At 41.0% G+C, this 22,464-nt stretch carries 20 protein-coding genes; 1 reads left to right on the top strand and 19 read right to left on the bottom strand.

Features of this window, described 5'->3' with window-relative positions; genetic code table 11:
- Positions 1–135: 135 nt before the first annotated feature.
- The 14 genes from AC6RGY_RS04650 to AC6RGY_RS04585 form a co-directional block, all read right to left on the bottom strand.
- Positions 136–831, bottom strand: coding sequence for a response regulator transcription factor (locus tag AC6RGY_RS04650; RefSeq protein WP_499860026.1), 696 nt, complete (start codon positions 829–831; stop codon positions 136–138).
- 401 nt (positions 832–1,232) lie between these two features.
- Positions 1,233–1,889, bottom strand: coding sequence for an SBBP repeat-containing protein (locus AC6RGY_RS04645; protein ID WP_499860025.1), 657 nt, complete (start codon positions 1,887–1,889; stop codon positions 1,233–1,235).
- The gene (locus AC6RGY_RS04640) at positions 1,890–3,317 is read right to left on the bottom strand and encodes a DUF7948 domain-containing protein (RefSeq protein ID WP_499860024.1); all 1,428 of its coding nucleotides are present in this window, start codon (positions 3,315–3,317) and stop codon (positions 1,890–1,892) included.
- 184 nt (positions 3,318–3,501) lie between these two features.
- A complete protein-coding gene (locus tag AC6RGY_RS04635; RefSeq protein WP_499860023.1) occupies positions 3,502–3,726 on the bottom strand; it encodes a hypothetical protein in 225 nt (74 codons plus the stop codon).
- 553 nt (positions 3,727–4,279) lie between these two features.
- Complete coding sequence (locus AC6RGY_RS04630; protein ID WP_499860022.1) at positions 4,280–5,536, bottom strand: HEAT repeat domain-containing protein; 1,257 nt, start codon at positions 5,534–5,536, stop codon at positions 4,280–4,282.
- Positions 5,537–5,647: 111 nt separating this feature from the next.
- Positions 5,648–6,229 (bottom strand): hypothetical protein, encoded by a 582-nt coding sequence (locus AC6RGY_RS04625; RefSeq protein WP_499860021.1) that lies wholly within the window; start codon positions 6,227–6,229, stop codon positions 5,648–5,650.
- 104 nt (positions 6,230–6,333) lie between these two features.
- Entirely contained in the window at positions 6,334–6,648 is a 315-nt protein-coding gene (locus AC6RGY_RS04620) for a hypothetical protein (RefSeq protein WP_499860020.1), read from the bottom strand.
- 115 nt (positions 6,649–6,763) lie between these two features.
- Positions 6,764–7,099, bottom strand: coding sequence for a hypothetical protein (locus tag AC6RGY_RS04615; RefSeq protein ID WP_499860019.1), 336 nt, complete (start codon positions 7,097–7,099; stop codon positions 6,764–6,766).
- Positions 7,096–7,335: a hypothetical protein gene (locus AC6RGY_RS04610; RefSeq protein WP_499860018.1), complete on the bottom strand. Its 240-nt coding sequence runs from the start codon at positions 7,333–7,335 to the stop codon at positions 7,096–7,098. Before AC6RGY_RS04610 ends, AC6RGY_RS04615 begins: the two co-directional genes overlap by 4 nt.
- 48 nt (positions 7,336–7,383) lie before the next feature.
- Positions 7,384–7,998: a hypothetical protein gene (locus AC6RGY_RS04605; protein WP_499860017.1), complete on the bottom strand. Its 615-nt coding sequence runs from the start codon at positions 7,996–7,998 to the stop codon at positions 7,384–7,386.
- A 259-nt stretch (positions 7,999–8,257) separates the two neighbouring features.
- Positions 8,258–8,578 (bottom strand): hypothetical protein, encoded by a 321-nt coding sequence (locus AC6RGY_RS04600; RefSeq protein WP_499860016.1) that lies wholly within the window; start codon positions 8,576–8,578, stop codon positions 8,258–8,260.
- 1,436 nt (positions 8,579–10,014) lie between these two features.
- Complete coding sequence (locus AC6RGY_RS04595) at positions 10,015–10,347, bottom strand: hypothetical protein (protein WP_499860015.1); 333 nt, start codon at positions 10,345–10,347, stop codon at positions 10,015–10,017.
- Between the two features lie 143 nt (positions 10,348–10,490).
- The gene (locus tag AC6RGY_RS04590) at positions 10,491–16,121 is read right to left on the bottom strand and encodes a DNRLRE domain-containing protein (protein ID WP_499860014.1); all 5,631 of its coding nucleotides are present in this window, start codon (positions 16,119–16,121) and stop codon (positions 10,491–10,493) included.
- A gap of 177 nt (positions 16,122–16,298) precedes the next feature.
- Positions 16,299–16,445 (bottom strand): hypothetical protein, encoded by a 147-nt coding sequence (locus AC6RGY_RS04585; RefSeq protein ID WP_499860013.1) that lies wholly within the window; start codon positions 16,443–16,445, stop codon positions 16,299–16,301.
- A gap of 305 nt (positions 16,446–16,750) precedes the next feature.
- Between AC6RGY_RS04585 and AC6RGY_RS04580 the strand changes: the two genes are divergently transcribed.
- On the top strand, positions 16,751–17,149 hold the full coding sequence (locus tag AC6RGY_RS04580; protein WP_499860012.1) for a DUF3224 domain-containing protein: 399 nt from the start codon (positions 16,751–16,753) through the stop codon (positions 17,147–17,149).
- 89 nt (positions 17,150–17,238) lie between these two features.
- Here AC6RGY_RS04580 and AC6RGY_RS04575 read toward each other — a convergent pair whose 3' ends face one another.
- The 5 genes from AC6RGY_RS04575 to AC6RGY_RS04555 all read right to left on the bottom strand — a co-directional run bounded on the left by AC6RGY_RS04575 (position 17,239) and on the right by AC6RGY_RS04555 (position 22,205).
- Positions 17,239–17,445 carry a hypothetical protein gene (locus AC6RGY_RS04575; protein ID WP_499860011.1) on the bottom strand — a complete coding sequence of 69 codons (207 nt, stop codon included), beginning with the start codon at positions 17,443–17,445 and terminating at the stop codon, positions 17,239–17,241.
- Positions 17,446–17,468: 23 nt separating this feature from the next.
- A complete protein-coding gene (locus tag AC6RGY_RS04570) occupies positions 17,469–19,556 on the bottom strand; it encodes an SBBP repeat-containing protein (RefSeq protein ID WP_499860010.1) in 2,088 nt (695 codons plus the stop codon).
- A gap of 322 nt (positions 19,557–19,878) precedes the next feature.
- Positions 19,879–20,676, bottom strand: a complete 798-nt coding sequence (locus tag AC6RGY_RS04565; RefSeq protein WP_499860009.1) for an ABC transporter permease — start codon at positions 20,674–20,676, stop codon at positions 19,879–19,881.
- Between the two features lies 1 nt (position 20,677).
- Positions 20,678–21,568 (bottom strand): ABC transporter ATP-binding protein, encoded by an 891-nt coding sequence (locus tag AC6RGY_RS04560; RefSeq protein ID WP_499860008.1) that lies wholly within the window; start codon positions 21,566–21,568, stop codon positions 20,678–20,680.
- Positions 21,561–22,205 (bottom strand): TetR/AcrR family transcriptional regulator, encoded by a 645-nt coding sequence (locus AC6RGY_RS04555; protein WP_499860007.1) that lies wholly within the window; start codon positions 22,203–22,205, stop codon positions 21,561–21,563. The genes AC6RGY_RS04560 and AC6RGY_RS04555 overlap by 8 nt, the downstream gene beginning before the upstream one ends.
- Between the last annotated feature and the right edge of the window lie 259 nt (positions 22,206–22,464).

The raw sequence follows: 22,464 nt of genomic DNA, 5'->3' as shown, positions 1-22,464 counted from the left end.
TCACTTTGTTTCTATTTATTTGAATGTAACATCTCAATCGCCCTCCTCTTATCTATTTCTATATTAATCCACTAAGGACAAACAGAAAAGAGCAAAAAAACAAGCTGCCGAGAAAGTCTCGGCAGCCTGACCGCTTCAGGGGAAGCGGTATCCCATTCCTCTAACCGTCAGGATATATTGAGGATGGGTGGGGGCGGGCTCAATTTTCTCACGCAAGCGGCGGATATGGACAGAAAGGGTGTTGTCATCGACAAAGCCACCCGTAGGATCCCATATCTTCTCCAATAACTGTTGCCGCGTAAGTACTTGTCCCCGATGTTGGAGAAAAAAGTAAAGCAACTTGTATTCAATCGGAGTTAATTCTAGCAACTCACCTCTTCTTCGCACCTGTTGTTCCAGCGGATCCAATGCTAGCTGTCCACTGATGAGGACCGCATCTGCTTCTACCTGTCTATCTTTATGTAGCGCTGTTCGACGTAGGGTAGCTCGAATGCGAGAAAGCAATTCACGTAGACGAAAAGGCTTGGTAATGTAATCATCTGCTCCTAAATCAAGTCCCATCACCACATGAACTTCTTCATCACGCGCGGTAAGAAAAAGGATGGGAACAGAATCTCGTTGGCGTATGCTCCGACAAAGGTCAAAGCCATTGCCATCAGGCAAGGAGACGTCTAATAAGATGAGGTCAAATGTGCCATGCTCATAACAAGACCAGCCTTCCGAGACATGCGTGGCTACCGTTACCTCCATTCCTTCATCTTGAAGGGCATATTGAATCCCCATTGCCAGCGTTTCATCGTCTTCTACAAGGAGAATTCTTGGCATACTCATCCCTCACTTCCCTCTAAATAAAGTAAATCTATTTTCTATATGTAAGGACTCACCTATCTTTTAATTCACCGAAGATCAATTTTTCCTTAGCTATATCCACATCTCCACCTTGCTTTCGTCACCTAAATGCTATCCATTATTGTATCACTTCCAAATACATCCTCCCACCCCGCTTTTCTAGCACGCCTTTTCAAGGCAAAAAAACACCCTTGTCATAAGAGTGTTCTGTAACATTGTATGAATAAGGTTTTGTGATGATCTGTTACTTCCTAAATGATCGTCTCGATCTCTCATCATTTATAAAAGTTAGCTTTTTTGCCATTGTGACCTTCTCATTTCCTCATCCAGATCTCTAATTGCCTCGTCTCATCTATGCATCTATCATGAGGTGTATTCTCCCCCTACCTTCCCACCTCTCCCTCACCTGCACCACGTGATCCTCTCGGGCCTCTTGGACCGCGCCGTCCTCTCGGGCCCGCTGGGCCTTGCGCTCCACTTGTTCCTGTTGGACCTGTCGGACCCGTTGGACCCGTTATGCCTGCCGAAGTAAGCTCTCCCACTTTCATGACGAATGCATCTGTTGACCCTGCCAATTGAGACTGAAAAGCCAGGAAGGTAACTGGAAAATCAGATGAATCCGTATTTCCAGTAAAATACGCACTTTCCTCTGTGTCGACCGCTACATCAGACCCGACATCCGCATTCCTTCCTCCGAGGTATGAAGAAAAGGAGATCCCTTGACCTGAATAACTCATTTGCGTCACAAAAGCATCGCTGTCCGTACTAACAATGCTCGCATCGCTATCTTGGAATGCATCTGATGTAATGGGGAAGTTAGTAGAAGTAGTCAAACCCGTCACCCATGCATTTCCAAAAGAATCAACGGCAATTCCATTCCCTCTATTCGATCCGCCGCTCCCACCTAAATAGGTAGAATAGACCAAAGCACTTCCCACTGGATTAAGTTTTGTCACAAACGCATCAAAAGTACCTGATAAACTCATCTGAAAAGCATTGTTGGTAGTGGGAAAATCAATAGACCTCGTTTCTCCCGTCACTTACGCATTCTCACCACCATCCAAATCGATGGATCTTCCTATATCCCCAGCCGATCCGCCTAGTAAAGTGGAATACAACAAGGAGGATCCAGCAACATTCAATTTGGTGACGAAAGCATCACTTGCTCCACCAAACACGGTTTGAAATGCACCTGTGGTTGTTGGAAAATCTGTCGATGCTCCCCCTGTGATATAAGCTTGATTGCTATTATTGATAATAATCCCTAACCCTTGACTACTTCCATTTCCCGCTAAAAAGGTAGAGTACAGAAGAGCTGTTCCTGCCGGATTGAACTTCGTTACAAAGGCATTGATTCCTCCGCCTGAAATCTGTGTCTGAAAAGCACCACTAGTAGTAGGGAAGTTAGTGGAAAGAGTAACTCCTGTTACATAAGCGTGATCCGTTTCATCAATATCGATGCCAAATCCGCGATCAAGACTATTTCCTCCAAGGAATGTCGAGTAGATCAGAGAAGTTCCTGTTCCATTAAACTTTGTTACAAAAGCATCATCAACTCCATCACCATACACGGTTTGAAATGCACCCGCAGTAACAGGAAAATTTGTTGAGCTTGTTCGTCCCGTTACATAGGCAATCCCTGATTCATTCACAGCAATGTTTTCTCCTCTGTCAGAGTTCGTCCCTCCAAGATACGTGGAATAAAGAAGGGAACTCCCTGATTCATTAAACTTACTGGTAAAGGCATCAAAGCTTCCCTGTCTAACTGTTTGAAATGCACCAGATACAACAGGGAAATTATCGGAAGCTGTACTCCCTGTTATATAAGCGCTCTTCACTGCGTCTACGGCAATTCCGATTCCAAAATCTGCACTTGATCCTCCTAAAAAGGTAGAATAGAATACGATTGGATCTATAATAAGTACCTCTTCAGAATCATACTTCTCCCTTTTAACATTAAAGCGGAAAATTCCATTCGGTTCTAGTTGAAAACACGTATCAACCACTTTCTTTCCCTTATCTGTCCATTGAAAGCTGACTGGCTTTCTTTCTCGGAGAACACCCTGCCGCGAATGAACAAATAAGTCGCCTTGTTCACTCAACCCCACATCCGAGCCACCTTCATACCGTAATCCAATATCCTCGATCTCCGCACCCGGATAAACCACCACATCATACTTCAACTGCTCTCCCTGCCCATAGAAAACCACATCAATCCCTTGCCAGACCGCTTCGTAGACAACTCGTTCCATCCCTTGCGCCTGTGGCTTAACTCCCTTGGGTTCAACTCCTTCACGTGCACCTACAAAATGCAAGAACAATTCTGCCGATCCATCTATCGTAAACTGGACTCCTTCTGACAGAAAAGTGTACTGAATTCCCTCTCCTTTCGCAACAAAAATACCTTTCAGATTGTTGTTTCCTCTACACTCCTGAAACCGCAACTCTGCCACATTCACACTCTTCACCCCATATCCCTCTATTGGATATCACCATGATGCTTTATCCTATGATGAACACCCAATTTTGGGAAGGGCATTTACCTCTAAAAAATTATATAAACTCCTCTTTTATAAGAATCCGTCTCAAAATAAAATTCGCAATAATATACAAAAAAACACAAGTGACTATTTAATGCTACTAGTTATATTTTTATCCTAGATAAACCATTACGTTTAGTAATAAAATCACCATACCCAATGAGATGAGTAGCAACTTTGTTACAAACCACGGAAGAATCGAGAGTAGTATCACTACTATCTCTCCAAATGAATTACCGTATACCTCCACTTCTTCTGATCCTTTGTGGTACCTAACACCAGAATAAATAAAGGCTAACCCTATTCCTGAAATAAACACATGGACCAATACGAACATTCCTTCACCCCACACTACGAGGAATATTATCTGAATTTTTATACATAATATTAATCAATACCAACATCACCATCACACAAAAACCTACTATACCAAAATTATAAATACCAATTCATCAATAATGGATTTGTAATCCAACCAAGAGATAAAAAGATTATACAAAAAGAATAGAAACTATTTCTACTCTATCCATTTGATAGTACTCCTTGCAAGATTGGTTTTCTTCTTTTAATTGGTCGTAATCATAACGATCTTCATATTTTCTTTTTCTAACCACTAGATCTAACTATCTTATTCCTCCATCCATCCAGTAGATACGATCACACTACCATAATAGCTCCACTTTCACGGTAATAGCGGTCAGATATCGATCAAAAAGCGGTCAAAGACTCAGTCATTCTGTCAATCTAATAACCTAAAAGACCTATTAACATAAAAAATCCAAAAATAATCAATCCCACAGCTACTTTCTCCAATAACCCTCTTGCTGGATCAAATAATGCAGGAAAATAGGCCCTCATACACATCCACTACTTAAGCTACACATAAGGCGTCAAGTTTCTTTCTTTAGATTCTTAAGGGTATTCACTAAGACTTCTTTGACATTTTTATTTTGTTCAAATTTATATAAATTTTCTAATTTAGTTAGTATTTCTTTTCGTTTTTCTACATCCTCAAAGCCTATTTCTTCTAAATAATGTATAGTCGCCTCACGTAAATCAGAGTCTTCACTGGATAGGAATGAGAAGATATCTTGTAAATATTTTTCATTTGTGTGATACAATCCATAATACATTCTTAAACGAGCACAATCTTCAACCTCTGATTTGACTTTAGCTAAAAGAATTTCTCTTACAGAAGATAGTCCTACCTTACCTAATGAAGCACCGGCATAACCTCGAACAAGGGGATTAGGATCATCCAACGAATTCAATAATGGTTCTATCACATCTTTGTTCCCACCTTCGTGAAGCCCAAGACCTTGTACAGCATAAATCCTTGCCAATATTTCTGAATCATTGAGACCATTTATACACGTTTCAACTACTTTTTCGCCAGCAAACTGAGTTAAGGAATAATATGCGTAGTACCTTATTTTTGAAATAGGGCTTTTCGTACAGTTTATTAATAAATTTTCTGCTTCTTCATAGTCCGAGTAATTTTCAAGAACATCTATTATAGATAATTGAATATCTAGAAGCTGACATTTATATAGATAAAGTAGTTTATTTAGGTTTTTGCGATTCGGCTTGCTTAATTTCTCAATATTTTTGCACATATCTTCTATGAAGTCATAGACGATTTGCTCTTCTTTATTTTCCGCTTCCTCTTCGTCAAATGGTCGATCATCTAACCACTGGTCATAATGAGTTAGCTCATGAGCGATCAATGCTAGATAAGAATATAGAGCCATGCCCTCTTCACATTCTAATTGAAGAGCATCATATCCTCCAGTAGCAACTTTAGCGTAAGGCTCATCCGCCTTGCTATAAGGGGCGAAAAATAATGCATTCACTCTCTCCCCATTCCGATTGAGTATCAGTTCTTCTTCTTTCAAGTAAACCACTACTCGAATGGGAAAATCTCTATTCTCCCTTAACCACTTTGCAAATAAGTGTACTGCCTGCTTGATATCCGAATGAATCTCTTTTGTACTTCTAATAAATAAACCTGTTCTACTTCCCAATGCTGTCACCTCTATTGTTCTAGCTCTATACAGCATTTGTTCTATACTACTTTCCTGAAATACTGTATTTTTATTATATTTCATAACTAAGGTAATGGAGTTAGTATAGTTTTGTGGACACAAAACTATACTAACTCCACTATCCCGGCATACCGCTCTCATATATAACAGTGAGAAAATATTTTCTAAAGAGGACTAGAATTTTTGCAAAATTCAATTAGTGGTCAAGTGGCGTCAATGTTTTCCTGATCCGTTCCGATGTCGAAACAGCAGTTCCAAATTCATTTCATCCACACTTTTGAAATTCATTTTGATGATATCCTCAAGCAGAAAGGTGGATTCACCATCGTACTCCCCTTGATAAGTAACCCTTGAAATCGCAACCGCTGTATCATCGATCACATTGACAAAACCTACTATGTCACCTGATTCTCCAGTTTCGTCTATACAAATGGTCACCAAACTCTTTTCAACTTTAGCGAGGTTGAGACAAAGAACAACCAAATCTGACTCTTTACTATCTGGCGTCAATTTGAATCCCTCGTGTCCCTGATTTCTTAATGTGTACAGCAACCCAAGCCTTTGTTCATACTCACCATTCATATCCACTCTAAAAACATCTTCAAGCTTTCTTACAATAAAACCATCACTAAAACCCTCTGGCGTTATATGCTTCATCACAAAATGCTCAGTAGACAAATTACTGACAAACCCTACGGATGAACTTTCAGGTTGACTTCGATCTGTATATACTGAAATGATCAATTCTTCTTCCATCGATCTCTTTAGTGCTACTTTTAATTGATTTTCTGACATATTTTCCATCTCCCGAATTTAATACTTGAGAAAGTTGAATCGATGTCAATACACCGATCCAACTTCAGCGCTACAAAATATTTTATCTAAATATTTCCATATTTTTATTTCCATATAAAAAAGAAGAATACAGATGCTTGAGCAATTACGGTAGTAATAGTAAATACATCAATTATTTTAATTAATTTTATATTTCTACTACCTTTGGCTTTCACATATTTACGGTATTTCTTCTCTCTATTCAGGACCACTACAGTCAACAAAACCAATAATATTACTCCTACGTGTTGATAAAGTTGGATCTCTAATAACCAGCTTAAACAGATAAAACCCGATATTATGAATATCCTACTTAGAACGATGAAAAATATAGCTTTTTTACTATCACTTCTGAATAACTCTCTTTGATTGCTAGCCATTTGTCTCCTCCTAAATTAAATAATTTGTCTTCAAAAGGCAGGGTGGAGGGGTATTGCCTCCACCCTTATTAAACCTAATTCCACTTTTTCATATAAACTCTGTGTCTCCATACTTTCATTTTCCTTTTTGCTTTCGCAAGAGGACGAACCCATTAGAGTACCGATGAAGAGTTATCTTTGTACCTTTTTTCCCAATATATGTGCTAGCTTTGTACGATAGCATTCCAAATATTATTGCGCCTAATCTCCACAATCCAGGAATGAACCCAAAAACAGCTGCCAAACCAATAAGTCCTTCAACAAGGAGATGCATATATCTAGCACTAACATAGTATGTCTTTTTCCAATACCCCTCTGGATCAACATTTATTAAAGGACTGTTATGGACATAAATATACTTGTGGAGGCTAATTGGATCTTCCTCAAACCCTTCAAATGTATCCCTCGTCAAGAACCTCCCCGTTGCCGGATTGTAGTACCGACCTGTAGATAATACATCCCTGTCTCTTCATCATACCGATACCCGGCATAACGATACGGATTTTCTACATCGCCCGTCTCGCTGATTAGGTTACCATAGGCATCATAATCATACGTTGCTATAGTAGCTCCCGACGAATCGGTTAGTGCTACTACATCCCCACGATAATTCGTCTGATAATGATACGTCTTCCCATCACGCGTCATGTGAAAGTATGGCCACCAAACGCTTCAACGCCTCCTAATGCACCCACCTCAAATTTTATGAACAATTACGTTGGAAGGTAATATCTTCTGTACTCCTTCCAGATCCATATAAGATTGTTCATTTGAAAAAATACACACACCACTTGAGTCGAAGTCTGCCCAAAAGAATGTATCATTTTCATTCATAGTAATAGTTATATCTACTTCTTTATGGTCTCTGGTTAATTTGGAGAAGAAACCATAGCATGATTTTTCTTTGAGTTCATAGTTTAATTTTAGCTTGTCATACGACCAACAAACAAAGTTATTATTACTAGCCGCAAAATACAGCATAGGAAAAACAGCTTTTAATTCAACATCATTTCTTATCCATATATTGTAATTGATTACTTTTCTGATTGTTCCTTTAGTATGGTCCATATCAAAATTCTTTAGGACACTATCTAGTTGTTCTTCTTGGATATCAAATGGTTCTATTATCATGTTAATTGGATAATTTTGTTGTTTCAATAGTAACTCTTGTAGAAATTTCTCGTCTTTATTTTTTGTTTGTTCAACAAATATTAAATAGACTATATTATTTATATTTCCATTTACTTTGAAAGGAAAATGATCTTTTCTGAGCTTATAATCCGAATTCATTTGTACATCAAGGTGATACATACTTCAAACCTCCTTTTAGTGTAGCTTTGCACTTAATCGAGTGCAAAGCTACACTAAAAACTCCATTATTCACTAGAAACACCCAATAAATTTACTATGCCGTGTGTAATAGTATAATAGCGAAAACAAAAAATACAAATCCCTAAAAAGACCCTTTTTATGCGAATACTAAATAAAATCAAGACTATCCCAATTATTCTTATAACTCGTCATCAGCATTAGAAACTTTACTCTTAACTAGAATCTTGGATTTTGTATATTACCATATGAACATATCAAATATCCACATTTCAATCACAAACATAACAAACAAAAATATGTTCAATACTCTCAAGAGTAACGAAAATCGAGTTCCTTTTAGTTTATCTGGTATTTTGTATTTCCTTCTTACATTAACAATAATGAAAGGTGGAGCAAACCAAATCAAATATGACAAAAGAAGGGCAGCAACCCCTAACTGAAATCCTAATATCAAATTAAACAAGATTGAACCTAATAATAAATAAAATCTCCAAAATATTTCTATTAAAGCTATTTTTTTATGTTTTCCTTCGAATATACTCTCCAGCTCTTTAAACATAATTCCCTTCCTCCTATATTTTAAATAGTGCTAAGATAGACAGGTAAAATTTATACTCTGTCTATCTTAGCAAGTACTCTGTTGCTAATTACCAAATGCCAAATTGGACATATAATAATCGTTGATCACTTGAAATATTGAATAGAATACTCTCTTTTACTCGTAAAGAGTTAGAGAATTCCACAGTTATCCATCAGAAGAGAACCAACTCAGTCTCTTGCTCTGATACTCACACTATAACTAGTAGACCTATGCTTGTAACCTTAGCGATGCGAATATCTCCAAACTCTCCTTTTTATTATAGTAATTTTCGATCCCCTACCACCAACATACACTCCATCAAAATATGCGGTACCAATTGCAGTTGCAACAGCAGCAGCTGCCCACCAACCTATTCCAGGTATCAAAGCTAAAATAACTCCAATTCCTACTGCACAAGAGATCCACCATCACATTGTTTGTCTTGAAATATAGTAAGTTTTTTTACTCCAGTGATATTTGTTCTGGACAAAGAAGGGAGACCGTCTATTTGCTTTTAAGAGTGTGTAAGTTGAGATTTAACGAGTATCGATTTAGCTCCATACAAAGAAGTAGAAACATAATGTTTGAATAACTGTAAACCCGATAGCACATAGATCAATTTTCATCTTTATATTCCAGAATCCAAGTCCTTTTATCCTCCTAGATATCCTATATTTGTTGTTTATTTCACCGAATGCTCCAGTTAAAAGAATCCAAGACACCAAAAAGAAAATGAGCGTATAATCAGAACGATGAAACTCTGCCAGCCAATTAAAACATACAAATCCTAGTACAACAAATAGTCTACTAATAATCAAAAACCAAATAACTTTTTTGGTATTCTCACCGAATATATCTCTTAAATTATGATTTATTCTTATTGTCTCCTTCAGCAAACATCAAGATATTTACTGTATTTAGAATTTTACTCTGTTATCCATTCCGTCTGTTATAGTTCATTAATTTTCAGATTAGTGTGCTATCCTTTTTCTCTACATACCCCTTTATAAGCAATTCCCTCTTTAAATAAATTGCAGGTGAAGGAAAAACCTCCGCCACAATATTAATTCCATTTATTTGGATGAAACTAGGAAATGAACTTTCCATTTTTCAGCAGGCAGTGGTCTGACCCATTTATACGTTATACTTACAGTGAATTTCGTCCCTTTTCGGCCAACATAATGTCTGTCTAGCTGCCAAAGAATCATTGCAGTTAGTGCTTCAGCAAGTGCCCACCAGATTGCCTTTCAGCAATGTATGAAAAGTCGAATTTACATATTATAGATAATCAACAAACCTGCTATTATCTTCTTTTCTTCCAACTATCCCTGCTTTGCAGATAATATAGCCCTATTTCATAATGATCTCCCCTATATGCCTCGTCTTTCGAAAGAATATAATTCTATCAATAAAATTTATTTGTTATCTTTGATTATATAAACTCCAACAAGAACTACGATTGAAAATAAAGTGATATTTGTAACACTATCTATTTCATTTATCAATAGTAAAGTTACACCAAATAGTAAAGTTGCATCCGCTATAAATGAATACCATTTATATGTAACTCCTTGAAATCTAATACTTATAAAACTCGAAATTATAGTAACTAAACTAAATAAGAGGCCTATAAGAACCAAGATACCCACATCCAGGGATGAAATAGAAATACCTGCGATTAGATAAACAAGAATTAATAAAAAAATATAAGTAAACCCTATTGATGCCATCTTTTTAATATATTCCATCAAAAAAATAAACCTCCTTCTAAGAGTACAGAGATGGATAATTTTAGCAATATACCTAATTATCCATTGACTCGATACTCTTATTTTAATATGCTACCTGATAAGCTGAACCTCACAGTAATTAATAATATATTATATCTAAATTACCATTTAGCTCTTTTCCAGCCAGTATCAGAATAGACTGTTGAACCTTTGTATACTTTATTTCTCAAATACCATTTGTTTGTTCCCTTTTTTCTTCGGTACGTCAATTTAATAGTTGATCCTTTAGGTGGAACAGTCCATAGAGTATCTTGTATTCGATAAATAGTGTAGCTTATAATTCCCCACTTAATACGTTCACCACGACCCTTCATGATATTATAAAGTGGTTTTAATACTTTACTAGCGTACCAAGAAATCCATGTTGCAATAGCCCACCTTAATCCATGGGATATATTATAACTTAACCATGATTGCGTATACTTCCTTTCATAGTACTCGTACTTACTAGTATGCCAGTTCTTGTATCCGTGGTACCCTTCAGGATCAATCTTCATTACAGGGTTATTCTCTACGTATACATATCTATTAAGACTTAAGGGAGAATCCTCAAACCCTTCAAATGTATCCCTCGTCAAGAACCTCCCCGTTGCCGGATTGTAGTACCGACTCTGTAGATAATACATCCCTGTCTCTTCATCATACCGGTACCCGGCATAACGATACGGATTTTCTACATCGCCCGTCTCGCTGATTAGGTTACCATAGGCATCATAATCATACGTTGCTATAGTAGCTCCCGACGAATCGGTTAGTGCTACTACATCCCCACGATAATTCGTCTGATAATGATACGTCTTCCCATCACGCGTCATGCTCACCAATTGATTGTTTGCTCCGTAGGTGTAGCTTGCCATTACCTTGTTCTCTTTATCTGTCTCGTAGGTAACATTTTTATTCTCGTCATAGTGAAAAGTAGTTACTTCGTTCCCTACTGTCATCGACTTCCGCATGCCATCCGCACGGTACGTATAAGAGGAAATCGTCGCTCCGCTCTTATCTTTTACTTTCGTTAGACGATTCTCTGCATCATACTCATACGTACGGTCCCCGTCACTAAGAAGGTTTCCATTCTTATCGTGGGTATAGGCTGCTTCATTCACTTTCACTAATTGATCAGCTTGATCATAGGAGTAGGTTGTGGTTGTCGCCTTTCCTTCTTTCGTCACTTTCATGGAAAGACGGTTCCCGACTTCATCGTACGTATACTCATAGATGGTCCCATCCGGACGAGTTTCTTTGAGCAACTGCTCACGATCATCATACCCATACTTGGTGGTGCCGGCTGCACTTACGATCTGAGTGATATTCCCTTTCTTATCATACGTATAAGCAAACGAATCGAGGGTTTCTCCCGCTTTGTTTAGGATGATCTGCTTGACCAGGTCACCTGCGCCATTGTAATGGAAGAGCGTCACGCTTCCGTCTTGGTTCTTTCGGCTGGCTACCCGGTCATTTTCATCATAGGTATACGTTGCGCGACTAGCGCCATCTTCTTGAATACCGGTCAATACTCCATTTTTGTTATACGTATAACCCTGCTTGAGAATGGAATGGCCCGCTGTTATCTCTTGACCTGTTACATTCCCATTTTCATCATAGGTGTAAGCCGTCTTGTTTCCATCTGCCCTAGTAACAGATGTTATTTTGTTGTCATGGTCATATGAATAGGAGGTATCTTCGCCTGTCAGATGATCCGTCTCTTTCGTCACATTTCCATTGGGATCATAGGCGAAGGAGTAACGCTCTTCGCCATCGTAGACAACTGAGGTCAGGCGATCCACCGCATTGTAACCATATGATAAATTCATTCCATTGGGTTGCGTGATCGCGGTTACATTCCCCGTGATATCATAACCGTACGCTGTTGATTGTCCCAGTGCATCGGTGGTTTTCTTCACTTGGTTAATTTCATTGTATTCGTAAAGAGTCGCTTGATTTTTTGCATTCGTAACCTTGGTTTTGTTTCCATTTGGATCGTATTCATACTGGGTGATTGCTGTGCTCTCTACAACTTCAGTCAGACTATCCAGTGCATCGTATGCATAAGAGGTGTTCTTGTCATCTTTTTTTACGAACGATAGATTCCCCTGTTGATCATATTCCATTTCTACTACTCGACCTTCGGGGTCAATGGTCTTCGTTTCCTCATTCCCAGCCGAGTCATAGGTATGATGGGTTGTAATAGAACCCACAATCACCTTGGCGGTATCAAACCAAGCGGTTCCCGATTGCTTACTGTACTCATAATAGACACGAATGGAATCAAAGTCTTTTTTGGCTTGAATCTCGGCCGCTTTATGCTCCCAATCATGCGATTTTGACTTATCAAAGTTGAAGGTGAATCGTTCCTGTTCAGTCGTTCCAAGCAAACCTTTCTTGTAGGTTTTGATGATGTACCCATAAATCCCACCATTAGGATTGGGGTCTTCTACCTTAGAGAAACCAGAGACAGTAAATACTGAACCTGCCTTACCACTGACAGGGAGATCTTGATAGTACTCTTTCCACTGTGATGTGTTGCCAACAATTTTCGCAGACTTCGCTCCCACATAACTTTCCGTCGCATCGATACCATCTCCCGCCGATGTATCTCCAGATAAAGACCACCGATCCGGAATCGCATCCAAGGGATCATCATTTTTCTCAAAGTCCCCGTTCTCTACAAGATTGTACCCACCGTAAAACCCTTCTTCCACCTGAAAACCATCAAAGAGATAGGTTCCATCATAGCTGCCCTCTTTTTTGAAGACAAAGCCCCGTATGCGGAACGTAGTAGTCTTTTCTCCTAAGGCTCCTGGCTCAAGTGCCACATGCAGACGCGTGGGCCCTTGGGTTCCGGTAATCACATTGGACTTGATCTCTGTGGTTATATTGCCTTGAGCATCATACCCTGTCGCCCGAATTCCCACGATTCCCTTGGCGTCAATGGTTTGGACATATCCACTGAGGAAATAGGTATTCTCTCTGTCATAGGTGATTTTATTGCTATTTCCCACGTAGAAATTTTCTCCTGGATCAACCACCTTCAGGTGGCGTTCGCCCAAAGAGATCCCATCCATAATCAGGCCTTTGTCATTCCAAGTCCCTTTACTTCTTCCACTGGCTGTCCACTGGTACCAATCATCCGGCCAATTATTGCTATCGCGATCAATTTCCAAGCTCCCGTTATACACCAAGTCGTATCCCGGACTCATGAAAGCGGTTTCTTCCGTTACATTCCCGTACTTGTCCACTTTTTGTGCTGACGATTTCTCCACTGCATCGGTTGTCGAAGTTAGATTCCCTTCATCATCATATTCGTTGGTAGTGCTATTTCCTTCGGCATCTATCTCTTTTACTGGGTTATTGTCCTCGTCATACTCTGTTGTTGTTGTCTCCTTCAACGGATTGATCACCTTAGTCAGGTTGCCCTGCTCATCGTACTCGTAGTTGTACGTTGCATCGCTTCCATTGGCATTGGCGTTTGCGTCCTTCTGACTCGTCATTTCATTGCGATCATTATAGGCAAACGATTGCTTGTAATTTAAACCTTGAGGATCTTCCGTCATTTGAATAACGTTTCCATATTCATTGTGGGCATAGACGGTTTTCGTTCCTTTGGCATTGGTGACCGTAGTCAGCTTGTTAACCGAATCATACAATAAGGTGGTGGATGCTGTCTCACCCTTTCCCTCTATCGTGATGTCATAGGTCAAGCGGTTAACTTGATCACGATCATTGTACTCAATCAACTGCTTGTTTCCATTAGGGTCAGTGATGGCTGTCAGGTTATGCTTCTCATCGTATTCGTACAATACGGTCGATAAGGTATTCCCCTTGTTGTCTTTCTTCGTTACCATCGTCTGATTCCCCTTGTCATCGTAGGTATACTCTACCCTGCGATTAGAGGAATCCGTCACTTTTTCTATTAGATGATCGCTATTAAGCGAAAGCTGAATCACCCGTCCCGATGCATCCTGGATACTGGTGGGGAGAGAGTTGGTATATCCAATGGTCGTTGTATTCCCATTGCTATCCTTCATCGTAGTAAGTTGACCCTTAAGATTAAATTTCCATTCCGTCTGAGCACTATCTAAGATCGTATAGGAACCATCCGCTTCTTTCGCCAGCTCCAGATAAACCCCATCAGGTGCTTGGTACGTCCCATCACGATTGGGGGTGAAAGTATGAGGCGTTCCGTCACCATCTCGATAAAGAACAGGTCCTGCTCCACTATCTGTAATGCTCTGTTCCATGATCGAAGTCCATCCGTAACCAAACCATCCATTCTCTTTCGAACGGCTATTGTAAGCGCGATTCACGGTAGCCGATATTCCGCGTCCTTCTAAGCTCACATCGGTTTCTGAAAGGTACAAGTTTCCGTTATAGGTATTCACATTGCTACTCGTCGTCGTCCAGTAACTTTCTTCCCCTACGGGGTCGATGGTATATTCAATCGTCAGTTTTGGGGCTTTTGATTGGTCTTGTCCATAATCGCTCGAACGAAACGATTTGCGATCCCCGCTCTCTGTCTCGTGCTTCAAAGCCACCCCGTATTGCGTGGTGGTGCCACTATACCACTCTTTCACCAAGGAAGTGACATCCCAATGGTATGCACCTACTCCCCCTACCGTGGTTGAAGATAACTTCTCTCCTAAACGAGGTTGGGCATTCCAAGTGATGGTACTTGAGCTCCAATTTTCTGTCACCGGATAGAGATTCACTTTCTGATTCCCATCAGTTTTATATTGATCCAGGACCAAGGAAGCAGAAGTAATATCCGCACCACTTAAAAGCGGTTTCAGATCAAAGTTGATGTATGAACGATTCATTCCATAATCCGGATGAGTACCAGTAATGAGGTAGGTTTCACTTCCGAAATTCGTGGACGGCAAGCGACTGCTGACATAAGCGTCAAACGTGTCGTGGACTCCTTGTACAGACAAAGAAGGGTCCACTGTTACAGGGAATTGACGTTCGGGTTCCGCTAACCACTCTTCATCTGCCACGAGATCCAAGTACGTTTTCTTTCCTTCGGTACGCACTTCTACTTGGATATCATGAGAAAAGCGGTCATTGGCATCATACATGACCGGACGAGGGATCGAAAACAACACCTCACCCTTTTTATCGATAAATTGAATCGATCCATCCGCTTGTGGATTTGCTTCCACGTCCTTCATATTCAAATCCATGGTAAAGGTAGATCGATCGGGTCTCTTATGTAATACCCACTCTTCCTTCACGCCACCACTATTCACGTAGTACACCAAATCGGTATTGGCATACACATCCGGATAAGTAACTTTATTTTCTTCTTTTTTCGCGGTGACGTTCTTCGCTCCAATCAGGCCAAGGTCTACATAGGCTTGTCCCAACTGAAAACGAATCAGCTTCTCTGCTGTGGTATGTTTCGCAAAGCCAATCTCATAAGCATTGGCTTCATTTCGATAGGGAAGATCCGTATCCACTTTTTCATTCCCAGAGACAGCAGTCACACGGTTATCAATCTCTTCCCAATTCCCTTTCTCTTCGTAATGAATAGGTTCCAGGTACTCTTCTAATACGTAGGTCTTATCTCCCTTGATGTATGTTTTTGAATTTTCCGTTCTAAGCTCAGGGATTTCAATCTTTTTGTGTTTTTCCTTTTCAGCCGCAAGTGCTTCCGAGTAATCAGGCAGAAGCAACGTTGCCAATAGACAGACTATTAGCAATAAAGAGAGTGAAGATACTATTTTTCGCTTTGACATCTTGTTTTTCTCCTACTTCCATAAGGTGTACTTCACCATGAACGAGAAACTCTCCACTCGAAGTAGATTTATTATACTTCCCTTTCTATAGAAAAGGAATATACTTTTTTCTGTTGTTAAAAATAAAATTATTCATTTATATCTGCTTATATTGAAGGGACAACATCATTTATTTGCTTAGCCCGTATACCCCTCAAATAATAAGCGACTCCATCTAGCCACATAGCGAGATAGAGTCGCCTCAACATGTCCCTCCGCTTCTACCCCCTCCTCCTGCACCACGCGGTCCTCTCGGTCCACGTCTTCCTCTGGGTCCTCTCGCACCTTGTGCTTCCGTTGTTCCTACAGGACCCGTCGCTCCTGTTGGGCCGGTTGGGGCCAGTAACGCCTACTTGCCTCTCCTATCTTCAACACCTCACCATCGCTAATATTAGACTGTCGAATCCTTCATTGCACGATTGGGTACTCCTATGTCGATACTCTCTATAAGCTGACATATAGAAGTTGGTATAAAATCACGAAATATGATATGATGTTAAAAATATTTATAATTGTCTATGGTGTAATGCTCAACAGACTGTCGAAGTGATTGTGAATCAATCGGAACATGAAATGAGGGAGATTAAATCATGGAAACAACTTTTACAGTGAACAAATGGGAAGAGAAGCCCCTTGATACAACAAGATCAGAATTCCCTATACATATAGCTCATGTAGAATATGTAATGAGCGGTCTACTAGACGGAAAAGCTTCTGTAGAATACTTGCTTTATTATACTGATTTAAATAAGGAAAACCCACATTTATCAACTTCTAAGATTTCAGGATTCTTACATTTTGAAGGAACATTAGGAGGAAAAAAAGGTAGCTTTACAGCAATTGAGCAGGGAGAATATGATAAAGGACAGTTAAACTCACCTGGTCGAATCGTAAAAGCAACGGGTGAATTACAGCACTTACAAGGTTCTTATCAATATCAATTTGATGAAAAGATTAGCAAATTGATATTCGACCTTACGAATGAATAAAAAAAGAAAGCAAAAAGGTCATTCTTTTTGCTTTCTTTTTTAAATGTAAAGTTATGGATAGGGAAAACCAACGTAATAGATCCAATATTCTAATATCTTATCGGATCGAAACCCAATAAAGTATCTAATATCATAAGATAAACAGCAATCCACACCAAATCCAACGTCACCGCGACCTTCTGCATCTCTTCCTTCTTACTTCCGTTTATAAGTAACCTTCCGAATGATGAACGACTCCATCCGATCTCTTTACCAAATGGAATCGTTCGCACAACTTCCTTCCGCCATCTCTCCATAATCCTATCTACTCCATCCGCTTCTACAGACCGATCTCCCCTCCTCCTGCACCACGCGGTCCTCTCGGCCCCCTCGGTCCACGTCTTCCTCTAGGGCCTCTCGCACCTTGTGCCCCTGTTGTTCCTATGGGACCCGTCGCTCCTGTTGGGCCGGCGGGGCCAGTAACGCCTACTTGCTCACCTATCTTCAGCACAAAAGCATCCTGCTGACCTCCAGATTGACTTTGAAAAGTTCCAGAGGTGACGGGAAAATTCGTCGACTGTGTATTCCCTATAAAGTACGCATTCTCTTGATTATCCACTTGCGTAGCAAACCCAATATCCAATCCTGCCCCTCCTAAATACGAGGAAAAGGAAATCCCTTGACCGGAGAAGCTCATCTGGGTCACAAAAGCATCTAGTCCACCAGCCAGGCTGTCTTGGAAAGCATCCGAAGTGACAGGAAAATTAGTGGATTGGGTTCGACCCGTTACCCATGCTCCTCCAAAAGAATCGACCGCAATCCCATCTGCACGATCCTGACCATCTCCACCTAAATAGGTGGAGTACACCAACTGACTCCCTGAGGGATTCAGTTTGGTGACGAACGCATCTTGTGAACCATTGTATAGGGTTTGGAAGGCATTGTTGGTGATTGGAAAATCTGCGGACTGAGTGGGACCTGTCACATAAGCATTGTTGTCTCCATCAACATCAATACCCCTCCCAATGTCGGAATTATTCCCACCTAAGTAGGTGGAATACATCAAGGAAGACCCTGTTGGATTGAGTCTCGTAACAAATACGTCTTGACTCCCTCCATTAAAAACGGTCTGGAAAGCGCCTGAAGTTGTTGGGAAGTTGGTCGAGTTCGTTCTTCCCGCTACAAAAGCTTCATTACTGGTATTGAGAACAATGCCGTTTGCCAGATCGCTATTGTTTCCTCCTAAATATGTGGAGTAAACCAAGGAAGATCCCATTGGATTGAGCTTGGTGATATACGCATTTTCTACTCCCCTTAACATTGTCTGAAAGGTGCCAGATGTGATTGGAAAGTTTGTGGACGAGGTATTTCCGGTTACGTAAGCATTCCTCCCATCATCTATAGCAATGGAAGTTCCTGTGTCCTCAGCCCTCCCTCCCAAAAAGGTGGAGTAAATAAGAGAACTTCCTTCCGTATTAAATTTTGTAATAAAAGCACTTCTCACTCCTATTGCTGGAATCATGGTTTGAAAAGCACCTACCGTTGTCGGGAAATTCATGGAGTCTGTCATCCCTGTCACGAAAGCACTTCCCGTAGAATCAACTACGATTGCATTACCAATTTCGCTTTCACTCCCACCCAGGTATGTGGAATAAAGTAACGAACGACCTGTCTCGTTAAATTTGGAAACAAACACATCACTTGCATTCGAAAATACCGTCTGAAAAGCTCCGGTTGTAACAGGAAAATTATTCGAATTCGTACTTCCCGTCACATATGCGTTACGAGTGGAATCAACGGCAATGCCCAATCCATTTTCGTCTTGGGTCCCTCCTAGATAGGTGGAATAAAAGACGACCGGATCAATGATCAACAGGCGGGAGTTGTCGTACTCTTCCTCCTCGATGGCAAAGCCAAACGAACCCTCTTCCTTTTGTTGAAATTGGGTTGGTATCACATTCTCTCCTTGCGTCGTTAATTGAAAACTGACAGGCTTTTCTTCACGAAGAATACCTTCTTGCGTAAAAATCAGCAAATCGCCTTGCTCACTCAGTGTAAGACTTCTCGCTCCTTCATACCGTAAGCGCACATCTTCCACAGAGCTACCTGGATGAACCCTCACATCGTACTTCAACTGCTCTCCTAGTCCGTAGAATACGACATCAATTCCCTCCCAGACATCCTCGTAGACAACCTGCTCATTATCTTTTTCATGTTGCTCCTCTCTTTTGGGTATCACACCTTCACATGCATCGACAAATCGTAAGGTGACTTCTGTCCGTTCATTTAGTATCAGCCGCACTCCTCCTGGCAAAAAGGTGTATTGGATTCCCTGTCCTTCGCCAATCCGAACTTTCTTACCTTCTCTATCTTCCTCACTGAGACTAAATCTGGTCGCTGGCAATCCAACTTCTCTGACTCTTTTCATTGTCTACCCTCCATTGGATATCACGTAAGATACTGTATCCTATGAGGTGACATCCCGTCCGGGAATGGGTACCTATCTATAAAGCGGAACAAATCACCTTCATCCTCCTTCTCGATAAGCTTTCTATTCCAACAAAGTGTAGCACCATGCGACACCCTTTCGAACAAGGCGCTCTCCTCATCGCTATAAGTCGTTCCTGGTACATCTTATCTCTTCCTTTTGAACAAAACTCCCTCCTTCTAAACCAACAAACCCCTATTCTCTCTGTAAGGGAGAGGGAATAGGGGGGAGATACAAAATTACTTATTTTCTTAAAGCATGTTTAAACATCCAATTCCTTACGTTGGAACGTCACGAGAGCAGCGAGGAAAGCGACTGCTCCTATACCCAGCAGAATGAACAAATGACCAATCTCTCCTTCGCCGACAAACCACTGACTGCTGTCATAATAGTAGGCAAATGAGAGATAGCGTAGTGGCTCCATCTGTTCGCTGATCCCGCCAATCATATTGAAGAGGTAACTGGCGAGGAAGAGTCCCACAGACGCCATGGTTCCCTTTTGTTGTTCGTTTACCAGAGTGGAAAGGAAGAAACCAATGGAAGAAATCGCAAACAGCATACATCCTCCGGCTCCGATACTTTTCGCAATTCCTCCCCAATCAGGTGAATCTTCCACGGTAAATAGGGCTCCCCACAAAGCGAACGTGACTAGGGCCACAAAAACGACAAGGAGAAGGAGCATCGCCATATACTTAGATACAGCTACTTGTGTCCGACTGTAAGGACGAGAAAGCAACAGCCCTATCGTTTTTTGTTCTACCTCACGTGCAATGAGTGTCCCACCCAGCACAGAGGCGAAAAGTCCCCCCACAAGAAGCCAATTGCTCTGGAAGTACTGTGATGCCAAGTAACCATCGATCGTGGTTATAGAGAGCAATTGGTCACCCATCATGTTTTGTAGGAAATCAGGTAGACTGTCCACGTATTCTTGCAACGCAGGGTCCCCACTCACCGATGAAAAGGCCGGTATCGTCAACAGGGTCATCCCGATGAGAATGAAACTCCAGATCAGCAAAGAACGAAAACGCTCCTTCAAACTCTGATTAAAGATAGCGTACACGTCACTTTCCTCCTTCTTGACCTTCATAATATTCAGAGTAAATCTCTTCTAACGAGGCATCTCGCAGGTTCATGTCATGAATCGGCAGTTGTTCCAACTTTGCCAGAAGCAACGGCAATTCGCCTTGGTAGTGGAAGGTATAGCGCTTCTCCCCCACTTCTGTGCAATCCATCACTCCGAGAGAAGTTAATTCCTCCGCCTTCATCTCCTCTGTCAAAAAGAGCTCCACGACTTTTTGACGTTGATGCTTCAACTCTTCCATCGCTTGCACCAGTTCTAACTTCCCATGGCGAATGATCCCGACGTGGTCACACGCTTTCTCTACTTCGGTGAGGATATGGGATGACATAAAAATCGTTTTTCCCCGCTTCTTTTCTTCTAACAACAACTCGACAAAAGCACTTTGCATATGAGGGTCCAACCCCGAAGTGGGTTCATCTAAGATGTAGCAATCAGGGTCATGTTGGAAAGCTTGGATAATTCCAATCTTTTGCCTCATCCCCTTGGAGCAATCCCGCATCTTCGTCGACATAGAACTAGCAAAACGATCCACCAATTCTTTCTGCCGCGTCGGATTAACTCCACCATTAAGCTTCCCACAGTACTCCAGCAACTCGCTTCCTGTCATGGCACCATATAGCGCCACATCACCTGATAAAAAGCCGATCCGTTTCTTGATCTTCACGGCATCTTTTTGACAATCCAGACCAAAAATCTTAGCTGAACCCTTGGTCGGCCGAATGAAATCCAGCAAGCACTTGATGGCAGTCGTTTTTCCTGCACCATTGGGTCCCAAGAAACCAAAGACTTCTCCTGTCTCCACGCGAAGTGTCACCTCATCCACCGCTCGCTTTTTTCCATATACCTTGGTAAGTCCCGTCATCTCAATCATTTGTCTCCCCCTTCCGCAAGTACAAACCGTGCCGCAAAAGTTCTAGGTACTCACCCATCTCCTTCATCATCTCCGGCAACTTCTCCAAGCTACGATCCACATCTCCTTCCACCCTCGCCATGAGTCGCTCAAACAAAGATTCATTTACCAACTGAATCAGTTGGAGCGCTTTCTCACGGTCGATTCCTCTGTGCATCTGGCTCCAATCAATTCCCGCAAAGAAGTCTTCTTTCTTTTCGGTTTGCATCTTCATAAAATAACGTTCTAAATCCTTTTGTACCTCAGGCGGTGTATCGTGCCAAGCCTCGATCACGAGTCGGTAAATGGCAGGACGTCTCATGAATAGACGCAACTTCGCTTCTCCTAATTGCAAGACCCGCTCAAAAATATCCGAGGAAAGGGTACGCATTTCGGGAAGCTCGGTTTGTGACTCTTCCACACAATAGCGAACGCACGTTAGATACAAGTTCTTCTTACTGCCGAAATAGTGAAACAATAATCCTTTCGAACTGCCTGCTTTCTCAATAATCGTGTTGGTTGAAGCTCCTTTGTAACCTTTTTCTGCAAATTCTTCAATAGCGGCAAACAACAAAGCACATTTCTTTTCTTCCGCTGATGATGGTGGCAATGACGACATCTTTCTTTCCTCCAACCTATTGACCATATGGTCAATATCTGTTCCTTTATAGTGTACTGCTTTTTGACCACATGGTCAATGGGTTTTCATTGACGTTTTGTTTCTTTCTTAATACAATTGGTTTAAACGATTAATCTCTTTGACTATTGTTTGCACTAGCCCGTTAACGGGGAAAGTTAGAGTGGAGTCTTCTCACAAGACCCCTTCAAAAAACTTTTCTCCTTAACGATGGCTCTACAGGAAAAGAGAGTAAAAGCTT

It is taken from the genome of Mechercharimyces mesophilus (assembly GCF_059818345.1).
The sequence above is the reverse complement of the archived record's forward strand: the minus strand, read 5'-3'. Positions and strand labels throughout refer to the sequence as shown.

Bases quoted from the DNA above. Each gene is read 5' to 3' on its own strand.
- AC6RGY_RS04650 (WP_499860026.1), bottom strand. From the start codon at position 831: ATGAGTATGCCAAGAATTCTCCTTGTAGAAGACGATGAAACGCTGGCA.
- AC6RGY_RS04635 (WP_499860023.1), bottom strand. From the start codon at position 3,726: ATGTTCGTATTGGTCCATGTGTTTATTTCAGGAATAGGGTTAGCCTTT.
- AC6RGY_RS04625 (WP_499860021.1), bottom strand. From the start codon at position 6,229: ATGTCAGAAAATCAATTAAAAGTAGCACTAAAGAGATCGATGGAAGAA.
- AC6RGY_RS04620 (WP_499860020.1), bottom strand. From the start codon at position 6,648: ATGGCTAGCAATCAAAGAGAGTTATTCAGAAGTGATAGTAAAAAAGCT.
- AC6RGY_RS04610 (WP_499860018.1), bottom strand. From the start codon at position 7,335: ATGACGCGTGATGGGAAGACGTATCATTATCAGACGAATTATCGTGGG.
- AC6RGY_RS04605 (WP_499860017.1), bottom strand. From the start codon at position 7,998: ATGTATCACCTTGATGTACAAATGAATTCGGATTATAAGCTCAGAAAA.
- AC6RGY_RS04600 (WP_499860016.1), bottom strand. From the start codon at position 8,578: ATGTTTAAAGAGCTGGAGAGTATATTCGAAGGAAAACATAAAAAAATA.
- AC6RGY_RS04595 (WP_499860015.1), bottom strand. From the start codon at position 10,347: ATGGAATATATTAAAAAGATGGCATCAATAGGGTTTACTTATATTTTT.
- AC6RGY_RS04590 (WP_499860014.1), bottom strand. From the start codon at position 16,121: ATGTCAAAGCGAAAAATAGTATCTTCACTCTCTTTATTGCTAATAGTC.
- AC6RGY_RS04580 (WP_499860012.1), top strand. From the start codon at position 16,751: ATGGAAACAACTTTTACAGTGAACAAATGGGAAGAGAAGCCCCTTGAT.
- AC6RGY_RS04575 (WP_499860011.1), bottom strand. From the start codon at position 17,445: ATGGAGAGATGGCGGAAGGAAGTTGTGCGAACGATTCCATTTGGTAAA.
- AC6RGY_RS04570 (WP_499860010.1), bottom strand. From the start codon at position 19,556: ATGAAAAGAGTCAGAGAAGTTGGATTGCCAGCGACCAGATTTAGTCTC.
- AC6RGY_RS04560 (WP_499860008.1), bottom strand. From the start codon at position 21,568: ATGATTGAGATGACGGGACTTACCAAGGTATATGGAAAAAAGCGAGCG.
- AC6RGY_RS04555 (WP_499860007.1), bottom strand. From the start codon at position 22,205: ATGTCGTCATTGCCACCATCATCAGCGGAAGAAAAGAAATGTGCTTTG.